This is a genomic window from Comamonas sp. FUJ_7 (genome assembly GCF_057369555.1).
On the sequence record NZ_JBXXZI010000004.1, the window covers coordinates 165066 to 185535 of the forward strand.

General features: G+C 59.2%; 18 protein-coding genes and 1 pseudogene. 10 read left to right on the plus strand and 9 right to left on the minus strand.

Translation table 11 applies throughout. The features are described from left to right. Nucleotides 1-338: 338 nt before the first annotated feature. Entirely contained in the window at nucleotides 339-2672 is a 2334-nt protein-coding gene (locus AC2I9W_RS07905) for a penicillin-binding protein 1A (protein ID WP_486409447.1), read from the plus strand. A 60-nt stretch (nucleotides 2673-2732) separates the two neighbouring features. On the opposite strand, the gene cyaY is transcribed toward AC2I9W_RS07905, so the two are convergent. Continuing rightward, entirely contained in the window at nucleotides 2733-3074 is a 342-nt protein-coding gene (gene cyaY, locus AC2I9W_RS07910) for an iron donor protein CyaY (RefSeq protein WP_486409448.1), read from the minus strand. A gap of 12 nt (nucleotides 3075-3086) precedes the next feature. Here cyaY and AC2I9W_RS07915 point away from each other — a divergent pair. After that, nucleotides 3087-3164 (plus strand): annotated as a pseudogene (locus AC2I9W_RS07915) (LPS translocon maturation chaperone LptM); the annotation flags it as partial. A gap of 248 nt (nucleotides 3165-3412) precedes the next feature. Next, nucleotides 3413-4237 carry an oxygen-binding di-iron domain-containing protein gene (locus AC2I9W_RS07920; protein ID WP_486409449.1) on the plus strand — a complete coding sequence of 275 codons (825 nt, stop codon included), beginning with the start codon at nucleotides 3413-3415 and terminating at the stop codon, nucleotides 4235-4237. Here the strand turns inward: AC2I9W_RS07920 and AC2I9W_RS07925 are convergent, their stop codons facing one another. From AC2I9W_RS07925 to AC2I9W_RS07945, 5 genes are all read right to left on the minus strand, one after another. After that, on the minus strand, nucleotides 4238-4834 hold the full coding sequence (locus AC2I9W_RS07925; protein WP_486409588.1) for a protein-methionine-sulfoxide reductase heme-binding subunit MsrQ: 597 nt from the start codon (nucleotides 4832-4834) through the stop codon (nucleotides 4238-4240). A gap of 11 nt (nucleotides 4835-4845) precedes the next feature. Then, nucleotides 4846-5838, minus strand: coding sequence for a protein-methionine-sulfoxide reductase catalytic subunit MsrP (gene msrP / locus AC2I9W_RS07930; protein WP_486409450.1), 993 nt, complete (start codon nucleotides 5836-5838; stop codon nucleotides 4846-4848). Nucleotides 5839-6042: 204 nt separating this feature from the next. Continuing rightward, the gene (gene ccsB / locus AC2I9W_RS07935; protein ID WP_486409451.1) at nucleotides 6043-7377 is read right to left on the minus strand and encodes a c-type cytochrome biogenesis protein CcsB; all 1335 of its coding nucleotides are present in this window, start codon (nucleotides 7375-7377) and stop codon (nucleotides 6043-6045) included. After that, complete coding sequence (locus tag AC2I9W_RS07940) at nucleotides 7374-9551, minus strand: cytochrome c biogenesis protein ResB (RefSeq protein ID WP_486409452.1); 2178 nt, start codon at nucleotides 9549-9551, stop codon at nucleotides 7374-7376. The genes ccsB and AC2I9W_RS07940 overlap by 4 nt, the downstream gene beginning before the upstream one ends. A 132-nt stretch (nucleotides 9552-9683) precedes the next feature. Continuing rightward, nucleotides 9684-10307, minus strand: coding sequence for a c-type cytochrome (locus tag AC2I9W_RS07945; RefSeq protein WP_486409453.1), 624 nt, complete (start codon nucleotides 10305-10307; stop codon nucleotides 9684-9686). Nucleotides 10308-10384: 77 nt separating this feature from the next. On the opposite strand from AC2I9W_RS07945, the gene yihA reads away from it, so the two are divergent. Beyond that, on the plus strand, nucleotides 10385-11125 hold the full coding sequence (gene yihA / locus AC2I9W_RS07950; RefSeq protein ID WP_486409454.1) for a ribosome biogenesis GTP-binding protein YihA/YsxC: 741 nt from the start codon (nucleotides 10385-10387) through the stop codon (nucleotides 11123-11125). A gap of 44 nt (nucleotides 11126-11169) precedes the next feature. Continuing rightward, nucleotides 11170-12081, plus strand: coding sequence for an alpha/beta fold hydrolase (locus AC2I9W_RS07955; protein ID WP_486409455.1), 912 nt, complete (start codon nucleotides 11170-11172; stop codon nucleotides 12079-12081). 51 nt (nucleotides 12082-12132) lie between these two features. Here AC2I9W_RS07955 and AC2I9W_RS07960 read toward each other — a convergent pair whose 3' ends face one another. Together AC2I9W_RS07960 and AC2I9W_RS07965 are read right to left on the minus strand one after the other, a co-directional pair. Then, complete coding sequence (locus tag AC2I9W_RS07960; protein WP_486409456.1) at nucleotides 12133-13014, minus strand: lysophospholipid acyltransferase family protein; 882 nt, start codon at nucleotides 13012-13014, stop codon at nucleotides 12133-12135. Further along, the gene (locus AC2I9W_RS07965; protein WP_486409457.1) at nucleotides 13011-13859 is read right to left on the minus strand and encodes a lysophospholipid acyltransferase family protein; all 849 of its coding nucleotides are present in this window, start codon (nucleotides 13857-13859) and stop codon (nucleotides 13011-13013) included. Before AC2I9W_RS07965 ends, AC2I9W_RS07960 begins: the two co-directional genes overlap by 4 nt. A gap of 133 nt (nucleotides 13860-13992) precedes the next feature. Between AC2I9W_RS07965 and metK the strand changes: the two genes are divergently transcribed. Continuing rightward, a complete protein-coding gene (gene metK / locus AC2I9W_RS07970; protein WP_486409458.1) occupies nucleotides 13993-15180 on the plus strand; it encodes a methionine adenosyltransferase in 1188 nt (395 codons plus the stop codon). A gap of 271 nt (nucleotides 15181-15451) precedes the next feature. Continuing rightward, nucleotides 15452-15625, plus strand: a complete 174-nt coding sequence (locus tag AC2I9W_RS07975; RefSeq protein WP_158389448.1) for a DUF1328 domain-containing protein — start codon at nucleotides 15452-15454, stop codon at nucleotides 15623-15625. Between the two features lie 61 nt (nucleotides 15626-15686). Here AC2I9W_RS07975 and AC2I9W_RS07980 read toward each other — a convergent pair whose 3' ends face one another. Beyond that, entirely contained in the window at nucleotides 15687-16370 is a 684-nt protein-coding gene (locus AC2I9W_RS07980) for an NUDIX hydrolase (protein ID WP_486409459.1), read from the minus strand. A 123-nt stretch (nucleotides 16371-16493) separates the two neighbouring features. Between AC2I9W_RS07980 and AC2I9W_RS07985 the strand changes: the two genes are divergently transcribed. The 3 genes from AC2I9W_RS07985 (at nucleotide 16494) to AC2I9W_RS07995 (ending at nucleotide 20360) form a co-directional block, all read left to right on the plus strand. After that, nucleotides 16494-17354 (plus strand): cysteine hydrolase family protein, encoded by an 861-nt coding sequence (locus tag AC2I9W_RS07985; protein WP_486409460.1) that lies wholly within the window; start codon nucleotides 16494-16496, stop codon nucleotides 17352-17354. Between the two features lie 66 nt (nucleotides 17355-17420). Then, entirely contained in the window at nucleotides 17421-18626 is a 1206-nt protein-coding gene (pncB, locus tag AC2I9W_RS07990) for a nicotinate phosphoribosyltransferase (protein WP_486409461.1), read from the plus strand. Nucleotides 18627-18656: 30 nt separating this feature from the next. Beyond that, complete coding sequence (locus AC2I9W_RS07995; protein ID WP_486409462.1) at nucleotides 18657-20360, plus strand: NAD+ synthase; 1704 nt, start codon at nucleotides 18657-18659, stop codon at nucleotides 20358-20360. Nucleotides 20361-20470 lie beyond the last annotated feature (110 nt).

A 20470-nucleotide genomic window follows, 5' to 3' on the forward strand; every position in this document is an offset into this window, starting at 1 on the left:
AAATAGAAACAAAAGCTAGCAATACAGGGGAATCCTAGCAGCAAGCCATAGCAGCACATGCTTTGCTGCAGTGCTTTGGGACAAATTTCGTGGTCAAAAAAAGACAACCTTGTGTAACGTCAAACACAAAGCAGAACATCCCCAACACCAGAGCCAGCTTGCCACGTGCTTTAGGATTCACTTCGTATGCGCACTGCGCACTGCGCACTGCTATCGAGATGCTTTCCGGGGGGCGCTTTTTATAATGCCCCATCCCTTGCAAATACTGCGACATGCCGCCACCAGAACATTCTGCTCACCAGGCTCAAGCTCCTGGCTCTCAAGCTTCCAAAAAACGCATGCACTGGCTGCCCCGCTCCATCTTCTGGCTAATCGGTCTTGCTGTCGCCGGCACCCTCGCTATCATGCTGGCCGTGGCCGTTGCCTTGGCCATGGCCTATCCCAACCTACCGGATGTCTCTGAGCTTGCGGACTATCGCCCCAAGCTTCCACTGCGTGTTTACTCCAGCGAAGGAGCTCTTCTGGGTGAGTTTGGTGAAGAGCGCCGTACTCTGACCCCTATCAGTGAGATTCCCAAGGTCATGACCGATGCGGTTCTGGCCATCGAAGACACTCGCTTTTTCGAACATGGCGGCGTGGACTACAAGGGCATGCTGCGCGCGGCTCTCGCCAATCTGGGCAAGGTGAAAAGCCAGGGAGCCTCAACCATTACCATGCAGGTGGCTCGTAACGTGTACCTGTCTTCCGAGAAGACCTACACCCGCAAAATCTACGAAATCCTGCTGACCTTCAAACTTGAGCACCTGCTCACCAAGGAGCAGATCCTCGAGATCTACATGAACCAGATTTTCCTGGGCAACCGTGCTTACGGCTTTGCAGCGGCAAGTGAAGCCTATTTCGGCCACCCACTCAAAGACATCACGGTTGCAGAAGCCGCCATGCTGGCCGGCCTTCCCAAGGCTCCTTCCGCATACAACCCGATCAGTAACCCCAAGCGCGCCCGCATCCGTCAGCTCTACATCATTGAGCGTATGGAAGAGAACGGCTTCATCACCGCAGAGCAAGCAAAGCAGGCCAAGGAAGAGCCCCTGAAGCTGCGCACGGCTTCCAACTCCACCCGTATCCATGCGGAATATGTGGCCGAGATGGCCCGCCAGCTGATCTTTGCCCAGTATGGTAATGACGCCTATACCCGGGGACTGAATGTCTACACCACCCTGAATGCAGGCGAGCAAGAGGCCGCTTACAAGGCGCTGCGCGAAGGCATCATGAACTATGAACGGCGCCAGAAGTACCGCGGCCCTGAAAAGTTCATCAACCTGCCTAGCAACGCTCAAGACCTGGAAGATGCCATTGACGATGTGCTGGCCAACCACCCCGACAATGGGGACGTGATTGCTGCTGTGGTGCTTGAGGCCTCACCTCGCAAAATTGTGGCTGCACGTGCGGATGGCACCCAGTTCGAGATCACCGGGGCAAACCTCAAGCCAGCCGAGTCTGGTCTCAGCCCCAAGGCGCCGCCCAACACCAAGATTCGCCCAGGTGCCGTGATTCGCGCCGTCAAGACAGCCAAGGGCGCTTGGGAGATTACTCAGTTGCCCGAAGTTGAGGGCGCATTTGTGGCCATGTCCACCCAAACAGGCGCCATTCGCGCACTGGTTGGCGGCTTTGACTTTGAAAAGAACAAGTTCAACCACGTCACACAGGCATGGCGCCAGCCGGGTTCCAGCTTCAAACCTTTCATCTACTCTGCTGCGCTGGAGCATGGTTTCTCTCCTTCCACCTTGATCAATGACGCGCCGATCTTCTTCAGCGCAGCCACCACAGGCGGTCAGCCATGGGAGCCCAAGAATTACGATAGCCGCTACGACGGCCCCATGACCATGCGCACGGGCTTGAACAAGTCCAAGAACATGATCTCCATCCGCTTGCTGCAGGCCATAGGCCCCAAAGTCGGCCAGGAGTGGGTCACCCGCTTTGGCTTTGAGGCCGCCAAGCAGCCTGCCTACCTGACCATGGCACTGGGCGCAGGTTCGGTTACACCACTGCAGATGGCTGGTGCCTACTCGGTATTTGCCAATGGCGGGCACCGCGTCAACCCATGGCTGATTGCCCGAGTGACCGACCACAAGGGTCGCGTGCTTTCCGAATTCACCCCCCCCCCCGTCAAAGAGCTGCCCCAGGCCATCCCCGAGCGCAACGCCTTCTTGACGGGCACCTTGCTCAACGATGTCGCCCGCGTGGGCACCGCTGCGCGTGCCCAGGCAACGCTCAAGCGACCTGATCTGTATGGCAAAACCGGCACTACCAATGATTCTGTGGACGCCTGGTTCACCGGCTATCAACCCACTTTGGCTGCCGTCTCCTGGATTGGCTACGACACTCCCCGCAACCTGGGCTCACGCGAGACCGGTGGCGGCCTGAGCCTGCCCATCTGGATCAGCTTCATGCAGCACGCTCTCAAGGGCGTACCTGTGGCCGAAGTGCAGGCCCCTCCTGGCGTGGTCAATATGGGAGGTGACTGGTACTACGAAGAAAATGCCCGCAACGGCGGCGTCTCCAGCCTGGGTATGGAAAGCGTTAACACGGATGAAGGAGCCCCGTTGCCCGGTGGCACGCCCGCACCTGCAGCCGAAGAGCGAAGCCGGATCCTGGACCTATTCCGCAACTAACGCAACAAAAAAGCCTGCCTCTCATCGAGGCAGGCTTTTTTGTTTCAGCATTCGGAAGACTCAGGCCAGGGCCTTAAACTCCAGTGCAATGCCACCTTGCTCACTCGCATACTGCGTCAGGTTTGCGAAGAACTCACCAGCCCCCTTGGTATCCATCCAGGCCTTTTTTTCTTCGTCAAAGCGATAGTGAAAACCACCCGCCTTGGCAGCCAGCCAGATTTCATGCAGAGGCTTTTGCTGGTTGATCACAATCTGGCTGCGGTTTGCAAACACCAGCGTCACCATGCCACCTACGCGCTGTGCATCAATGTCCGCATCGGTTTCATCGTTGATACGGTCACAGCATTGCTCCACGGCCAGCAGAAGTTGGTCAGCGCGATCCAGATATTCAAGGTCAGTCATTACAATTTGCCCATGTTGAAAGCCAACCAAATTCTAGTCAGGAGCATTGCCCTTGCGGCTTGTGCGGCGTCCCTCGCTGTCCTTTCCGCCTGCGGACAAAAAGGTCCGCTCTATCTGCCTACCGATCCTGCCGCGCAAAATCGGGCAACCTTGCCTGAATCTCTTGGCATCTCCAGCACGCCATCGGGCACCCTCAAGCCTGCGGCCCCCACACCCTCCTTGACGGAGGAGAACACCAGCATCGAGCCTGATGACAAGCCCTGAGACTTGATAAACATCAACACGCAGCACTGGATTCAACCCTAGAGTGGCGGCATCTTGTCCTTTGGCAAACCGCCATGTCCATTGAGCTCTACCGCGACAAAACCCATGCCTGCCTGATGTTCTCCGACCTCATCGAAGAGGACGGTCAGGCCATTCAGGCCAACCAGTTCCTGATTGTGGACAACGGCACGGGGGCCATCATCGATCCAGGTGGCAACCTGGCTTTCAACGAACTGTTCATGGGCATGTCACGGCATTTCCCGCCGCAAAAGCTGGCCTATGTCGTGGCCTCGCATGCGGACCCGGACATCATTGCTTCGCTGGATCGCTGGATGACCAGCACGCGCGCCCAACTGGTGATCTCGCGCATCTGGGAGCGCTTTGCGCCGCATTTCACCAAGGTCGGCAAGACCGAAAACCGCGTCATTGGCGTGCCCGACTCTGGCGGGCGCCTGCCGCTGGGCAAGACCGAGCTGGTGCTGCTGCCAGCGCACTTTCTGCATGCCGAGGGCAACTTTCACTTCTACGACCCCATCAGCAAGATTCTGTTTACAGGCGACCTGGGCGTTTCTCTGACTACCGGTGCCGAAGCGCAAAAGCCCGTCACCGATCTCATGCCGCATATCGCACGCATGGAAGGCTTTCACCGTCGCTACATGGTGTCCAACAAGATTCTGCGTCTGTGGGTGCAGATGGCGCGTCAGCTTCCGATTGACATGATCGTGCCCCAGCATGGCGCCCCCATCATGGGCAAGCAGGCCATTACGGATCTCTTCAACTGGCTGGAAGGCTTGCAGTGCGGCATCGACCTCTTCGATCAGCGCGCTTATCAGCTGCCTTCTGCTGAGATCGACCCGGTTTCGCGCCAGGTGCGAGCCCCACTGCAAGCGGTCAGCTAATTACTTTTTGATAGCACGCACTGCACGCCAGCCAAGCAAGGTAGCCAGAATGGCTGCATAAATGGCCACTTCGGCAAAGTTGTTCTTGCCAGCTCGCATCCAGAAAAAATGCAGCAGTGCCAGGGGCGCCACGGCATAGACTGCACGGTGCAACCACTGCCAGCGCTTGCCCCCCAGACCCTTGAGCACGGCTTTGGGCGAGCTCGCCGCCAGCACCAGCAAGATGGCCCAGGCCAGAAAGCCCACCAGAATGAACGGACGCTTGGGGATATCGGCCCAGATATCGCCCCAGTCCAGCCCCATGTCAAACCATGCATAGCAAAGCAGGTGCAGACAGGCGTAGAAAAAGACATACAGGCCCAGCATGCGGCGATAGCGCGCCAGCAGATTCCAGCCTGTGATCTGGCGCAGCGGCGTCACCGCCAGCACGATGCACAGAAAGCGCAGCGTCCAGTCACCGGTACTGCGCAGCAAGGCCTCGGCAGGATTGGCGCCCAGCCCATCGGTAAACGCCGCATAGAACAGCCAGGCACAGGGCAGCAGGCATAGCGTGAAGACTAGCGGCTTGGCCCAAGGCAGCAACAGCAGCTTTTGCAACCCAGCCTGCATCAGTAGAACTTCTTCAAATCCATGCCTGCATACAGCTGCGCCACCTGATCGCCATAGCCGTTGAACAGCAGCGTCTTGCGCTTTTTGGCAAACAGCCCTCCTTCACCAATGCGACGCTCCGTCGCCTGACTCCAGCGCGGGTGGTCGACCTCGGGGTTAACATTGGAGTAAAAGCCGTACTCATTACGCGCCGCCTTGTTCCAGGCCGTTCCGGGCTCCTTGTCCGTCAGGCGAATCGCCACCAGCGACTTGGCGCTTTTGAAGCCATATTTCCACGGCACGACCAGACGCAGCGGCGCACCGTTCTGGTTGGGCAGAACCTCGCCATACATGCCAAAGGCCAGCAGCGTCAGCGGGTGCATGGCCTCGTCCAGCCGCAGGCCTTCGGTATAGGGCCAGTCCAGCACGCCGCTGCGCAGCCCCGGCATCTGCGATTTGTCGGCCAGGGTGACGAATTCCACATACTTGGCGCTGCCCAGCGGCTGCACCTTTTTCAGCAGCTCGGACAGCGAATAGCCCACCCACGGGATGACCATGGACCAGCCCTCCACGCAACGCAGGCGGTAGATGCGCTCCTCCATGGGCGCGAGCTTGAGCAGGCTGTCGATGTCCAGTGTCTGCGGCTTTTGCACCAGCCCTTCAATGCGCACCGTCCAGGGCCTAGTCTTGAGTGTGTGGGCATTGCGTGCAGGCTCGTCCTTGTCCAGGCCAAACTCGTAGTAGTTGTTGTAGCCGGTGACATCCTTGTAGCTGGTCACCGCCTCCATGGTCATGGCACCCGCCACCTTGCTGGCCGCGCCTTTGAGCGCGGGCAAATGCACGCGATCGGCCGCCGCCAGCGCATCGCGCCCGGCCCAGCTGGCCAATGTGGCACCTGCCGCCCCCATGGCCAGAGTCTGCATAAAGGCTCGGCGCTGCAGATACTGGGCCTGCGGCGTGATCTCGCTGCTCAGCGGGTGCTCAAAGCCTTGGTGGTTAGGGCGTATCAGCATATGCGTACCTTGTGCTTTTCTGGATGAGACGGTCAAGCGTATTGCCATTTGGAAACGTCCTGCGCCAGCAAAGTTCCTGAGCACATGCAAATAAAAAAGGAGCTGCTTGCGCTTGGTATCAAAGCATTTCAAGCCTGTTTTAGCTTGAAATCCTTCTCCAACCAGCGCAAACAGCTCCTTTTATGAGAGTGTTTGATTCGAGGTTTACAGCTCGCCGTAGCTATGCAGACCCGAGAGGAACATGTTCACGCCCAGGAAGGCAAAGGTGGTGACAGCCAGGCCGACCAGCGCCCACCATGCGGACACCGTGCCGCGCAGACCCTTCATGAGTCGCATGTGCAGCCAGGCCGCGTAGTTGAGCCAGACGATCAGCGCCCAGGTTTCCTTGGGGTCCCAGCTCCAGTAGCCGCCCCAGGCTTCGGCCGCCCACAGCGCGCCCAGCACGGTGGCAATGGTGAAGAAGGCAAAGCCCACGGCAATGGCCTTGTACATCACGTCATCCAGAATTTCGAACGAGGGCAGACGGGCAGCAATGCGCTTGCGGGCGAGCAAAATGCCGGCCACGATCAGCGCCGAGATGCCGAAGTACACCATCCAGTAGCTGCCACCGTTTTCGGTCGCACCCTTGCGAAAGACGATGGGCTCAAAGCACAGCACCACGCCCAGCAGCCACAGGGGAGCCAGCTTGTACCACTTGGTCTCGGTCGCCTGCTGCTTGATCAGGTAGGCAAAAGCCACCATGGCCGACAGGGCAAACGTGCCGTAGCCAATGAAGTTGGCGGGCACGTGCAGCTTCATCCACCAGCTCTTGAGGGCTGGCACCAGGGGCTGAATTTCATGGGCCTGACGCACCAGCGTGTACCAGAGCAAAAAGCCGACGGCCGCGCTGACCACCAACATCACAAAGCCGCCCAGCGCACGCGTGTCGTAATGCTGCTCGTAATACAGGTAGAACAGCGCCGTCATCCAGCAAAACATCACGAACACTTCGTAGAGGTTGCTGACGGGGATGTGTCCAATGTCCGGGCCCAGCAGATAGCTCTCGTACCAGCGCACCATGGTGCCCACCAGCGCCAGACCCACGGCCAGCCACGCCAGGCGAGAGCCCAGCAGCGACATGACGGAGTTCTCGCTCTTGGCAAACACGCCCACCCAATAGAAGGCGGTGCTGATGAAGAACACCATGCTCATCCACAGAATGGCGGACTGGCTGGAGAGGAAGAATTTGAGGCCGAAGACCGTTTCCGAGCGGGCCAGATCGCCACCATCTGCCCCCTGATACAGGCCCACAGCCATGAGAGAGAAGCCGGCCACCGCCAGCATCAGCACGGCCAGCGGACGCCAGAACCAGCCCAGCCAGATCATGGCGGGAATGGAGGCGAGCAAGATGCCCTTCTCATACACGTCCATATAGGCGGCGTAGCGCTGCAGCGCAAAGCCCAGGCCTACAGCCACCACGACCGCAAACAACCAGTCAAACCAGTTGCGGCGGGCGAAATAGCCTTCGTTCAGAGTCATTGTCGTGGTTGCGGTGTTCATACAGAACCTCCGGGAGTCTTCTTTTGCAAGGGTTTTGCCCCAATCAGCTTATCAGCCAGCATGGTGAATTCGCGGTCACCATCCATGGTCTTGCGGTTGGTGGACAAGGCCATGTTCGCATGGCTTGCACCGTTGGCGGGTGTCAGCCAGATCCAGATACGGCGGTCACGCACGTACAGCATGGCAAACACGCCAATGATCAGGAAGAGGCAACCCAGGTAAACAATGTTCTTGCCAGGGGCACGCGCCACCTGGAAAACGCTGGCCTGCACCTGCGTGAAATCCTGCAGCATGAAGACCACAGGTGCAGGATAGAACTGCGCATCGCTGAGCGAGAAAACCGACTGCGTCATGAAGGCCTGGGTCTTTTCGTCATTGTCCAATGGCTTGAGGCCAGCCTGCTGGCGCACTTGCTGGGTCAGCTCAAACAGCACGCCATTGAGAATGCGCACCAGCACCTCGCCCGCACGTTCACGCTCGGCCTCGGGCACATTACTGTCCATGAAGTCCGAAATGGCTTGCAGACCGCCAAGCTGGCGGCCATCGGGGCCCTTGATCTTGCTGTCCTTGCCGGCAAACAACTCCAGCGCCTTCAGGGCGGACTGGGTCAGCGGCTCGGCCAGCTCGGGCTTGGAGACATCAACCGCCCGCTGCACATAAGCACGCGCGGCCTTTTCGGCCAGGGTGGCATTTTGCATGGCCTGACGCACCTGCAAGAATGTATTCATCGTGCCCTCAGGGTCGGCAGGCACACGCAGATAGCGCATCTCATCGGCCTGGTTTTCACGCACGCCGAGCAGGAAGACCGGCTGACCTTCGCCTGTATCCACAGGCACCATGTAGTTCTGGAATTCGCGCGCCTGACCCGAGGCATCACGCAGCTTGTAGCCCACGCTGGGGCCGATATTGCGCAAATCCTTGGTCTCGGTCGTCTTGTGGCCCGCGCCCAGGCGGTCTCCAATGGCCTGCTTCAGATCCACCTTGCGCACATCGGTGCTGCCATCTTTGCCCTGGCCGCCAAAGTTTTCCACGTTGATGGTGCGCAGTGCCGTGTATTCCAGCGTGACCTTGTCTTGTGAGCCATCGGCCAGCTTGCGTACGAATTCGGTGGAGTTGCCGATCACGCCTTCTACATCGAAAGGCTGGGAGATGCCGTCCATGGGCACGGCATGCAGCTTGACGCTGGAGCCACCATCATCAAAGCTGGATTGATAGATTTCAATGCCCTTGTAGCTGGCCGGATGGTTGACCTCGATGCGCTTTTCCAGCTTTTCGCCGGTTTCACGGTCATGGATCACGACCTCGCTGGCAAACAGCTTGGGCATGCCGGTGGAGTAGTACTCCACGATGAACTTCTTCAGCTCTACCGAAAATGGCAACTCTTGCAGCAAGATGCCGTCCGATTGCGCCAGGATGGCAGTACCCGACTGCGTACCTTCGGAGACCATGAGGTTGCCGCGGAAGGTGGGGTTCTTGGGCGACAGCCTGTGTTCGGGCGCCACTTCGGAAATCATGCCGCCGCCGGTGTATGGCGTCTTACCACCCAGCAGCATCTGGGCGCGCACGATCAAGTCACCGTCGAACAAGCCACCCAGGCAGATCAAAATGATGGCCGTGTGCGCCGCGATATAGCCCAGCTTGTTGGCCGCACCAGCCTTGGCTGCCAGCATCCAGCCGGTACCGGGGCCTGCAGCCGTGTCGCGCTGCTGCAGCTTGACCTTCCAGCCACCCGAGGCCAGTTGCTGGCCAATGCGCTTGGCCGCTTCTTCGGTGGTACCGGGTACATCGGCCTCGGCACGATGGCCAAAAGCCTTGAGGCTTTGCTCGCGAATGTTTTCCTTGTAGGTGCGGATATCTGCCAGATATTTAGGTGCGTGGCGTGCCACACACAGGCCGGTGCTGACCACCAGAAACGCCAGAATCAGCAAAAACCACCAGGCGCTATAGACCGCATTGAGCTTAAGCGCCAGAAACAGCTGCGCCCAGAACGGGCCGAACTGGTTGACGTAATTGACCAGAGGCTCATGCTGTTTGAGCACCGTGCCAATGACCGATGCGATACAAATCACCGTCAGCAGTGAGATGGCAAAACGCATGGAGGCCAGCAACTCCAGGGTCGCGCGCACTGCCTGTGAGCGAGAGGAGTCACGATCGCGAAGTGGAAGGTCTGACATGAACGATTAGATAGGTCCGGACGCAAAAAGGCGGGGCCATCTGCCGCATTAGCCGATGGACCCGCCTGACTTGGGGTGTGACAGATGCCTGAAAGTTCCCGGAGTCACCCGAGCATCTGCCGTAAAGGATTTTTAACGCAAGCCAGCTATATAGTCTGCCACGGCCTTGATTTCGCGATCATTAAGCTTGGCAGCAACCTGAGCCATGGGAATGCTATTGGTGCGCTTGCCATCACGGAAATCAATCAGCGACTTGACGGTGTAGTCGGCATGCTGTCCCGACAAGCGAGGGTATTGCGCAGGAATGCCGGCGCCATTGGGGCTATGGCAGCCCGCGCAGGCAGCGATCTGCCGCTCCTGAATGCCACCGCGATAAATGCGTTCGCCCAAGGCAATGGAGTCCTTGTCCTTGGAAAAGCCATTCTTCGGTGCCTGAGCATGCAGCCAGACTGCAATGTTCTGCATATCGCCTTCGCTCAGCATGGAGGCAAAGCCCTTCATGACCGGGTCATTGCGCTTTCCATCCTTGAACTCGCGCAGCTGCTTGACCAGATATTCTGGGTGCTGGCCTGCAAGTTTGGGCTGAAGAGGGATGGTGGAATTGCCGTCAGCGGCGTGACAAGAGGCACATACGGCCCCATAACTGGCTTGCCCTTTGGCGGCATCTGCCTTGACAGGTGTTTCTCCTGCGGAAAGTGCAGGGAAGGCAGGTGCTGCGAGAATGGCAGCAGTCAGCAAAGAGGCAAGCAACTTCATATCAAGGGGCTGGGTCTATTGTTGAGAGCGCGAATCGTCCAAATTCTACAATGGGCCTCCCTGAAATAGTTACCGTCATGACCCATGCTTCCCCGGATACCACTACCGGAAAACCACTTTCTTTGATCGACAGCAAGCTTGCGATGGGCTGGATGCACACCGCCCGCTTCTTTACGACCGCTGCCCAGCTCAATCAGCTGCCCAAGGTCGATGTTCCCGAAATCGCTTTTGTGGGTCGATCCAACGCGGGCAAATCCACCGCCATCAATACACTGACCCAACAGAAACAGCTGGCTTTCGCCTCCAAGAAGCCCGGCCGCACCCAGCACATCAACCTGTTTGCCCTGGGCAAGCAAGGCGTGACCGATGCCGTGCTAGCTGACTTGCCCGGCTACGGCTACGCCGCTGTGTCCCGCGAGGACAAGGCCCGCTGGCAGCGCGTGATGCTCAACTATCTGATGAGCCGCGAAAGCCTCTCTGCCGTGGTGCTGCTGTGCGACCCACGTCTAGGCCTGACCGAGCTGGACGAAGCCCTGCTGGATGCGATTCGCCCCCGCGTAGAAGCAGGCCTGAAGTTCCTGATCGTGCTGACCAAGGCTGACAAGCTGACTCGCGCCGAGCAGGCCAAGATTCTCTCCATCACCAAGCTCAACGCTGGTGGTGGTGAGGTGCGTTTGTTCTCGGCCCTCAAAAAGCAAGGTGTGGGCGATGTGGCCCAGCTGCTGTGGCATTGGTGCCACCCCGAGGGTTTGCCACAAGCAGAACCCGTCGCCCAAGCGACGCCCGCTGACGAAGCATCTGAGCAAAATCAGCCGTAGGCGCTGACCTTGCAAGCGCCGGAAGCTACAAAAAGGAGAGCTTCATGGGCACGACTTGCATGCATACGCTTCCCACAGGGGTTGAACTGGAATGCCGCACCAGCGGCGCGCCGGGGCAGCCCCTGTTGTTGTTTCTGCACGGTTTTCCCGAGGGCGCTTTCATCTGGGATGCGCTGCTCAAGGAATTTGGCAGCAGCTACCGCTGCGTGGCCCCCAATTTGCGCGGCTACGGCAAATCCAGCCAGCCCACAGCCATCAGCGACTACCGCGCCAAATATCTGGTGGAAGATCTGGCCGCGCTGATTGCCATCGAAGGCGCAGGGCACGCAGCCTGCGTGATTGCCCATGACTGGGGCGGCGCTGTAGCCTGGGGGCTGGCCAATCGTTACCCCGCGCAGGTTCAGCGCTTATTGATACTCAACTCCCCGCATCCCGGTGCTTTTCTGCGCGAACTTCAACAAAACCCTGCTCAGCAGGACGCCAGCCAGTACATGCATTTTCTGCGCCGGCCCGATGCACCCGAGCTGCTGGCCGAAAACGACTGGAGCCGCATGCTGGGCTTTTTCCAGCACCCCGATGGGAGCCTGCCCGACTGGCTGACGCCAGAGCGCCAACAGCAATATCGTGAGCATTGGAGTCTGGGCGTACATGGCGCCTGCAAGTTCTATGCCGCAAGCCCCTTGGTGCCGCCGCGCCCAGGCGCTAGCGAAGATGAGCTGCAGGACATTCGCGGGCTGAGCCTGCCCGACGAAATGCTGCATATTCCCGTACCCGTGCGCATTCTGTGGGGCGATAGTGACCGGGCACTGCAGCCCACCCTGCTTGATGGACTGGAACAATGGGTGCCACAACTGGAAGTGAAGCACCTGCAGGGCTGCAGCCACTGGGTGGTGCACGAAAGGCCGGAAGCGGTGCAGCGTGCGCTGAAAGACTTTCTGGCTCAGAATTACTCCTGAAAAAGGAGCTGCTAGCGCTTTACCATCAAGGGCCCGAGGCCAATTTGACTCTTATTTTTTGGTGTAGAGCGACGGCTCTCCGTCCGGCCGCGTCTTGAAGCGCTTATGTACCCAGTAATACTGGGGAACCATGGTCATGATGGCAGCTTGCAGTTCGCGGTTCATGCGGGCGGTGTCTGCCACATGGTTGTCCGTGGGGAAGTTTTCCCAGGCAGGCGTCAGCTCGGCCAAATAACCTTCGGGCGTCATGCGGTTGTACAGCGCCACCACCTTGGCCTTGCCCAGGCGCGCAAAGCGCGAGAGCGACGGGATGGTTGCGGTGTTTTCCACAGCAAAAAACGGCACGAATACCGAATCCTGCTTGCCGTAATCCATATCGGGCAGCAGATACAGCAAGCCGCCCTTGCGCACGCAGGAGATAATGGGTTTGACACCATCGGCACGGTTGAGCATCTTCACATGGCCAAAGCGCTGACGGCCCGCCATGAACCAGGCATCCAGGTCTGGGTCAGGGTTGGTGGCGAAGATAGAGGTGAACTCGCGCTCGGTGTTCAGCGGCAGCGCCAGGCCGCCCGCATCCATGCTGTAGAAGTGCGGTGCGAAGACGATGGTGGGCGTATCGCCTTCCAGCTCATGCGTGGCCCCCACCAGCTTGACGCGGCTGCGCACCAACTCTTCCGAGCCGAACCACAGCCAGCTTCTGTCCAGAAACGTCTGGCAAAAGACTTCAAAAGACTCTTTCGCCCAGGCTTTGCGCTGCGCTTCGGGCACATCGGGAAAGCACAGCTCCAGATTACGCAGCGCAATGCGGCGGCGCTGCCCGGCCAAGACAAACAGCACACGACCGATGAACTTGCCCAGACCGCGCAGCATGGGCAGCGGCAGCTTGGCCAGCACATGCATGAATCCAATGGCGATCTTGCTGGCACTCATGCCTTTTCCCCCTGCAATTTTTCTTCACGCGGCTGCTTGTAGCGACCGTAGCCCCACAGGTATTGCTGCGGACACTGGCGAATCGTGGCTTCCATGGCCTCGTTGATTTGCTGAACCGTGGCTTCCAGCGTCTGAGATTCGGGCACAGGCAATTCCTCTAAATACAGCGCATAGCCCCGCCCCCAGGACTTGCGTTCGCACCGGGCCACGATCACCGTGGCCCCAGTTTGCAGCACCAGTCGCGCTGCCAGCGTCATCGTATACGCATCGCGGCCAAAGAATGGCGACCAGATGCCCAGCCCATCGGGTGGCACCTGATCGGGCAGCAGGCCCACGGCCTTGCCTTGGCGCAGTGATTTGATCATCTGGCGCACACCTGCCAGCGTAGTGGGTACGGCCTGCACACCGGGTCGGTTGCGTGCGGTTTCCAGGATTTCAGCCAGCCAGCCCTGGCGTGCCGGGCGGTAGAGCACAGTCGTATCGCCATGCTCGGCCGACCAGCGACGGGCTGCGGCCTGTACCGACATCTCGAAGCAGCCCAGATGCGGTGTGAGATAGACAATGCCCTTGCCTTTGGCATAGGCCGCTTCTGCACATGCAGCATTCACAAAATCACAGGCAGGCAGTTGGCCCAGCCAGATACGCGGCATCTCAAACACCATGCGCCCGGCGTGCCCTACGGCTGCACTCACTTGCCTAAAGCTATATCCAGCTTGCGCCGCATTAGCCGCAAATCGACGCCGATAGGTGGGAGATAGCACCCAGGTCACCCAGCCCATAGCAGCACCCAGGCCATGCAATAGCCACAAAGGCAGTGCAGCAAACAGTCGAAACAGGGAAGGCATTAGAATAGAGGGGTCGCTGAGTTAAAGAGCAACTTGCAGGGCGACGTTAAAACAAAACTGCTAAAGCGTTCGCCAAGCTCCTGAAGGGCCCGGGCAACGCAATTGCCCAAGTTCTGAAGGAGTTTTTTCATTTATGGCAAACAGCGATTTTCTGTTCACCTCGGAATCGGTCTCTGAAGGCCATCCAGACAAGGTGGCGGACCAGATCTCCGACGCGATTCTGGACGCTATTTTCACCCAAGACCCGCACAGCCGCGTGGCAGCCGAGACACTGACCAACACCGGTCTGGTGGTATTGGCTGGTGAAATCACCACTGGCGCCAATGTGGACTACATCCAGGTGGCCCGCGACACCATCAAGCGCATTGGCTACGACAACACCGACTACGGCATTGATTACAAGGGCTGCTCGGTACTAGTTGCCTACGACAAGCAAAGCCAGGACATCGCTCAGGGCGTGGACAAGGCCAGCGATGACGAGCTGAATACCGGCGCTGGCGACCAAGGCCTGATGTTCGGCTACGCCTGCGATGAAACGCCCGAGCTGATGCCCGCGCCCATCTACTATGCACACCGCCTGATGGAGCGCCAGTCGCAGCTGCGCAAGGATGGCCGCCTGCCCTTCCTGCGCCCTGACGCCAAGTCGCAAGTGACTCTGCGCTATGTGGATGGCAAGCCCCACAGCATTGACACCGTGGTGCTCTCCACTCAGCACAGCCCCGACCAGTCGGAAACAGCGACCAAGATGAAGGCCTCGTTCACCGAAGCCATCATTGAAGAGATCATCAAGCCCGTGCTGCCCAAGGAATGGCTGCTGGACACCAAGTACCTGATCAACCCCACCGGCCGCTTCGTCGTGGGCGGCCCTCAGGGCGACTGCGGCCTGACCGGCCGCAAGATCATTGTGGACACCTACGGCGGTGCCTGCCCCCATGGTGGTGGTGCGTTCTCCGGCAAGGACCCAACCAAGGTGGACCGATCGGCCGCCTACGCTGCCCGCTACGTGGCCAAGAACGTCGTGGCCGCCGGCCTGGCACGCCAGTGCCAGGTGCAGGTTGCCTACGCCATCGGCGTGGCCCGCCCCATGAACATCACCGTGTACACCGAAGGCACAGGTGTGATTCCCGATACGGAAATCGCCAAACTGGTGGCTGCGCACTTTGACCTGCGCCCCAAGGGCATCATCCAGATGCTGGATCTGCTGCGCCCCGTCTACAGCAAGACCGCCGCCTACGGCCACTTCGGTCGCGAAGAGCCCGAGTTCACTTGGGAAAAGACGGACAAGGCAGCGGAGCTTCGCGCAGCAGCCGGTCTGAAGTAACACTTCAGACGCCCCGCACAAGTGGGGGCTGTCGGTGAGCGGGCGAAGTTCATATCGCGCAAGCGATGTGAACGCAGACCAAAAAACCGATAAGGCCGCTGAACTGCGCGCCGCTGCTGGCCTGAAGTAATTCAAGCTTCACCTCATAAAGCCACCTTTGGGTGGCTTTTTTATTGCAGGTCTGAACCTACGAAGAAACGCCAAAAAGACGCACCACCCAAGCGCTGAGCAACACCTAATCTTGCTTTATCAACGCAAACAAGGAGTCTTTATGCTCAAGTGGGCCATTATTTTTGCCATCATCTCTCTGGTGGCAGGTGTGTTCGGTTTTACCGGTGTTGCTTCCGGAGCCGCTGGCATCGCCAAAATACTGTTCTTCATCTTTATTGCGATTGCAGTGATCTTTGTCGTACTGGCCCTGCTGGGCATTGGCGCGGTCAGCTAGCCTAGCCGGTTTGCACTCCATGAAAAATGCCTGCAAGTACGCAGGCATTTTTATTGATAAGTCACAACCCTCTGGGGCTCAGTGCCAGCTCCTGCCTGAACGCAGGTTTGACGCGATACAGCTGCGCCGGTCTGTGCGCCGCACCGCTTTGCATGGCGCCAGGCACGGCTTCCAGCCAATCCATTTCATCCATCTTGCGGCGAAAGCTGACCTTGTTCAGCGGCTCGCCCAGGATGTTTTCATAGACCTGCTGTAGCTGCGGCAAGGTAAAGATCTCGCCGCACAGGTGCACAGGCAGCGAGGAATACAGGCTTTTGCTACGCACCCGCGCCAATGCAGCATCGACGATGGCGCGGTGGTCAAACGGCAGCTGCGGCAGGCTGGATACAGGAACCACGCTGATGTCCTCACGTCCCTTTGGCAAGCTTTGCTGCGGCAGCAGGGCGCAATAGGCAATCGCCACTGACCAGCCACGCGGGTCGCGCGCCGGGCCGCTGAAAGTGGCCAGTTGCTCCAGATATGCACCCTCTATGCCCACCTTGCTGCGCAATACGCGTGCCGCGCTGGCTTTGGCGTCTTCGTCCTCCTGCGGGTGAACGTAGCCGCCGGGCAGCGCCAGCACACCGGCAAATGGTGCGGCAGCACGGCGCAGCAACACGGCGTGCAACTGCTGCTCCACCAGGGTCAGCAGCACCACATCCACCGTCACATGCAGGGGCTCACGATCTTCGGCAGTTTGATTCATTTATTTACCAAGTCATTTTCTCTTTCAGAGATTATTTCACAATGGATTCAATTAACTTAGTTGCATTTTTATTTTAAGTATTTTAGACTGCAGCCATCGCACAATGCACGGAAGATGAAAACCATGAGCACTCGCCGCACACAGCTACTCATCATTGATCCGCAAAACGACTTTTGTGATCTGCCGGACGACTGGCTGCCCGCATACACCAATCCCAGCCAGCACCCGGATGCCGTTCAGGCCCCGGTGCTGCCAGTTGCGGGGGCGCATGCAGACATGCTGCGATTGGCTAACTGGATCAGCGCCAACGCCGCCCATATTGACCAGATCACGGTGACCCTGGATTCGCACCAGAGCTATGACATTGCCCACCCCGCCTTCTGGCAGCAGGGCAATGGCGCCATGGTGAAACCGTTCACCCAGATCACGGCAGCGCAGGTGCGGGCTGGTGAGTTTGTACCCCGCAACAGTGATGAACTGCCCCGCACCCTGGCCTATCTCGATCAGCTCGAAGCCCAGGGCAGCTACACGCTGATGGTTTGGCCCATGCACTGCGAAATCGGCAGCTGGGGCCACAGTGTGCACGCAGCCGTGCTCAAGGCTTATCGCGATTGGGAAGAAAGACAGCTGCGCGCAGCCAACCATGTCTTCAAAGGCATGAATCCGTTTACCGAGCACTACAGCGCCATCCGCGCCGAGGTGCCCGACCCGACGGACCCCGAAACTGGCCTGAACACGGCTTTGCTGGCTCAGTTGCGCGACTGCGACACGCTGGTAATTGCGGGCGAGGCCAGCAGCCACTGTGTGCGTGCCACCACCGAGCACATTGTGGAAAACTGGGGCAGCGACGACTTCTCTCGTATCGTGCTGCTGACGGACTGCATGAGCCCCGTGGGCGGCTTCGAATCCGCCCACGCCGACTTCCTGCAGCGCATGGCGGCAATCGGTGTACGCTGCGAAACCAGCGCCAGCTTTGGCCTATAAGACAAATTGACCTCTAGCTCTTACCCATCAAGCGCTAGCAGCTCATATTTTTGAAAAGAAGACGGCATGACTCCCATCATCACCAGCCTGCTGGATACAGACCTCTACAAATTCACCATGTGGCAGGCCATGCTGCACCGCCACCCTCAGACCGAGGCGGAGTATGAATTTGTCTGCCGCACGCCCACCGCCTTCCCGCTGGCCGACCTGCTGCCCGAGGTGAACCGCGAGCTGGATGCCCTGTGCAGCCTGCGCTTTGACCAGAGCGAGCTGGACTATCTGGCCAGCCTGCGCTTCATGAAAAGCGACTTCATCGACTTTCTGCGCATCTTCCAGTTCCAGCGGGCCTTTGTTCAGGCCTGGGCCGAGGGCGACACCCTCCATATCGTGGCACGCGGCCCGCAGGTGCATGTGATGGGCTTTGAGATCTATGTGCTGGCCATCGTCAACGAGCTGTACTTCCGCCGCTTTGATGCCGAAGCTGCACTGATCGAGGGCCGCAAGCGTCTGGCGCAAAAAGTCGCACAGCTCAAGCATCTGGCCCTGGAAGCCAAGCTGCGCAACCCCTTTGAGCTGTTTGACTTTGGCGTGCGCCGCCGCTTCTCGGGCACCTGGCAGCGCGAGGTCGTTCAGGCCTTTGCCGACGAAACCTCACAATGGTTCAAAGGCACATCCAATGTGCTGCTGGCGCGCGATCTGAATCTGGTGCCCATCGGTACCATGGCCCACGAATATCTGCAAACCTACCAGGCGCTGGGCGTGCGCCTGCGTGACTTTCAGGTGGCCGCGCTGGAAGACTGGGTGCAGGAATACCGGGGCGACCTAGGTATCGCCCTGACCGATACCGTGGGCATGGATGCCTTTTTAGCCGACTTTGATATGTACTTTGCCAAGCTGTTCGACGGCCTGCGCCACGACTCTGGCGACCCATTTGAATGGGGCGAAAAAGCCATCGCCCACTATGAAAAGTTGCGCATTGCCCCGCAAAGCAAACGCCTGGTGTTCTCGGACGGCCTGAACCTGGACACGGCTCTGGCGCTCTACCACCGCTTTGCCGACCGTATCCAGTGCGGCTTTGGTATTGGCACCCGCCTGACCAATGACATGGGGCTGGAAACCATCAATATCGTGATGAAGCTCACCCACGCCAACGGCCAGCCCGTGGCCAAGATTTCAGACTCGCCCGGCAAAACGCTGTGCAATGACGAAACCTATCTGGCCTATCTGCGCCAGGTCTTCAGCATTCCTGATCCTGCCGTCAAGCCAGCCTGAACAGCCACCTGAATTCACCGGAGAGCGCGCATGTTGAAAGTCACACTGGCCCAACTGAACTACATGGTGGGCGATATCCGCGGCAATATCCGTCGCATGACAGAGGCCGCCGCCAAGGCCGCTGCCGATCAGGCCGATCTGGTGGTCTTTTCCGAGCTATCGCTGTGCGGCTACTACCCCGGCGACATGCTGGATGAGCCCAGCTTTTTGCAGCGCCTGGACGAAGGCCTGCAAGACCTGCTGGCCGCCACGCGCCAGTACCCGGATCTGCACTGGGTTGTGGGCGCCCCCACGCGCCACAAAGGGCCGGGCAAACCGCTGCACAACAGCCTGCTGGTGCTGAAAGACGGCCAGATTCGCCTGCAGTACGACAAGCAGTTGCTGCCCACCTACAACATCTTTGACGAGCGCCGCCATTTCGAGCCCGGCGCGGACACGGCCAAGGTGCTGCGCATTGGCAACTGCCAGGTGGGCTTTCTGGTCTGCGAAGACGGCTGGAATGATGAGGGCGCCGATTACGCCACCAACCCGTTCTCGCGCATGGGCGATGCCGCGCCGGATATGGTCATCAGCATCAACGCCAGCCCCAGCCACCTGGGCAAGCGCGAGCAGCGCCATGAAGTGTTTACGCAGGCGGCAGCGCGCCACAAGCTGTCCATCCTCTATGTGAACCAGATCGGCGGGCAGGACCAGATCGTGTTTGACGGTGCCTCGTTTGCCGTCGAACCCGAGGCCGGTGTGGTGTATGAAGCCAAGCGCTTTGTGGAAGACATCTACACACTGGAGCTGGGCGACAACGGCCACTTCCAGCGCGTGGATGGCACGCAATTCCCCGCCGTGCCCGTGCAGGGTCTGCCCACCATGGAGTTCTACCGCCAGCAAATCGTGCTGGGCCTGCGCGACTATGCGCGCCGCTGCGGTTTCAAGCAGATAGTAGTGGGCAGCTCGGGCGGCATTGATTCGGCGCTGACGCTGGCCTTGGCGGCAGATGCACTGGGTCCGGACAACGTAGTGGGCATCACCATGCCATCCAACTATTCCTCGGCTGGCTCGGTCGATGACTCTGTGGACTTGTGCCGCAATCTGGGCATCAAGCTGTACGAGCACCCGATAAAGGAACTGGTCACCACCTATGCGCGCCAGTTCGAGGCCAGCTTTGGCGAGCCACTCAAGGGGCTGGCGCTGGAGAACCTGCAGGCCCGCGCACGCGGCACCACGCTGATGGAGTTTTCCAACGCCTTTGGCCACCTGCTACTGACCACAGGCAACAAATCCGAAGTGTCCGTGGGCTACTGCACGCTGTACGGCGACACCAACGGCGGCTTGGGCCTGCTGGGCGACCTGTACAAGACCGAGGTGTTTGAGCTGTCGCGCCACATCAATGAATACGCGGGCCGCGAGCTGATTCCGCAGGCCATCATCGACAAGCCGCCCTCGGCCGAACTGGCACCGGGCCAGCGCGATGATGACAGCCTGCCGCCTTACCCCGTGCTGGACGAGATCCTTAAATGGCATATCGAAGGCCAGCACCTGTCCAGCAAGGAATATGCCCAGGCTGCCGCCTTTGTGGAGCAGCTCAGAATGCAGGCCGGCGGGCCCGAGATCATTGCCCACGTTCAAAAGCTGGTGTTCCGTAGCGAATACAAGCGGCGCCAGGCCCCGCCCATGCTGCGAGTTCGCCCACGCGCCTTTGGCACCGGCCGGCAAATGCCAATTGCGGCACACTACGAGTAAGCTTCCATCTATCAAAAAGTGAGCTGATAGCGCTTACCCATCAAGCGTTTCAGCCACTTTTCATCTATTTCCTGCCCGTAAGGGCCGTGTTTTCAGTACGGGTTTCGCTC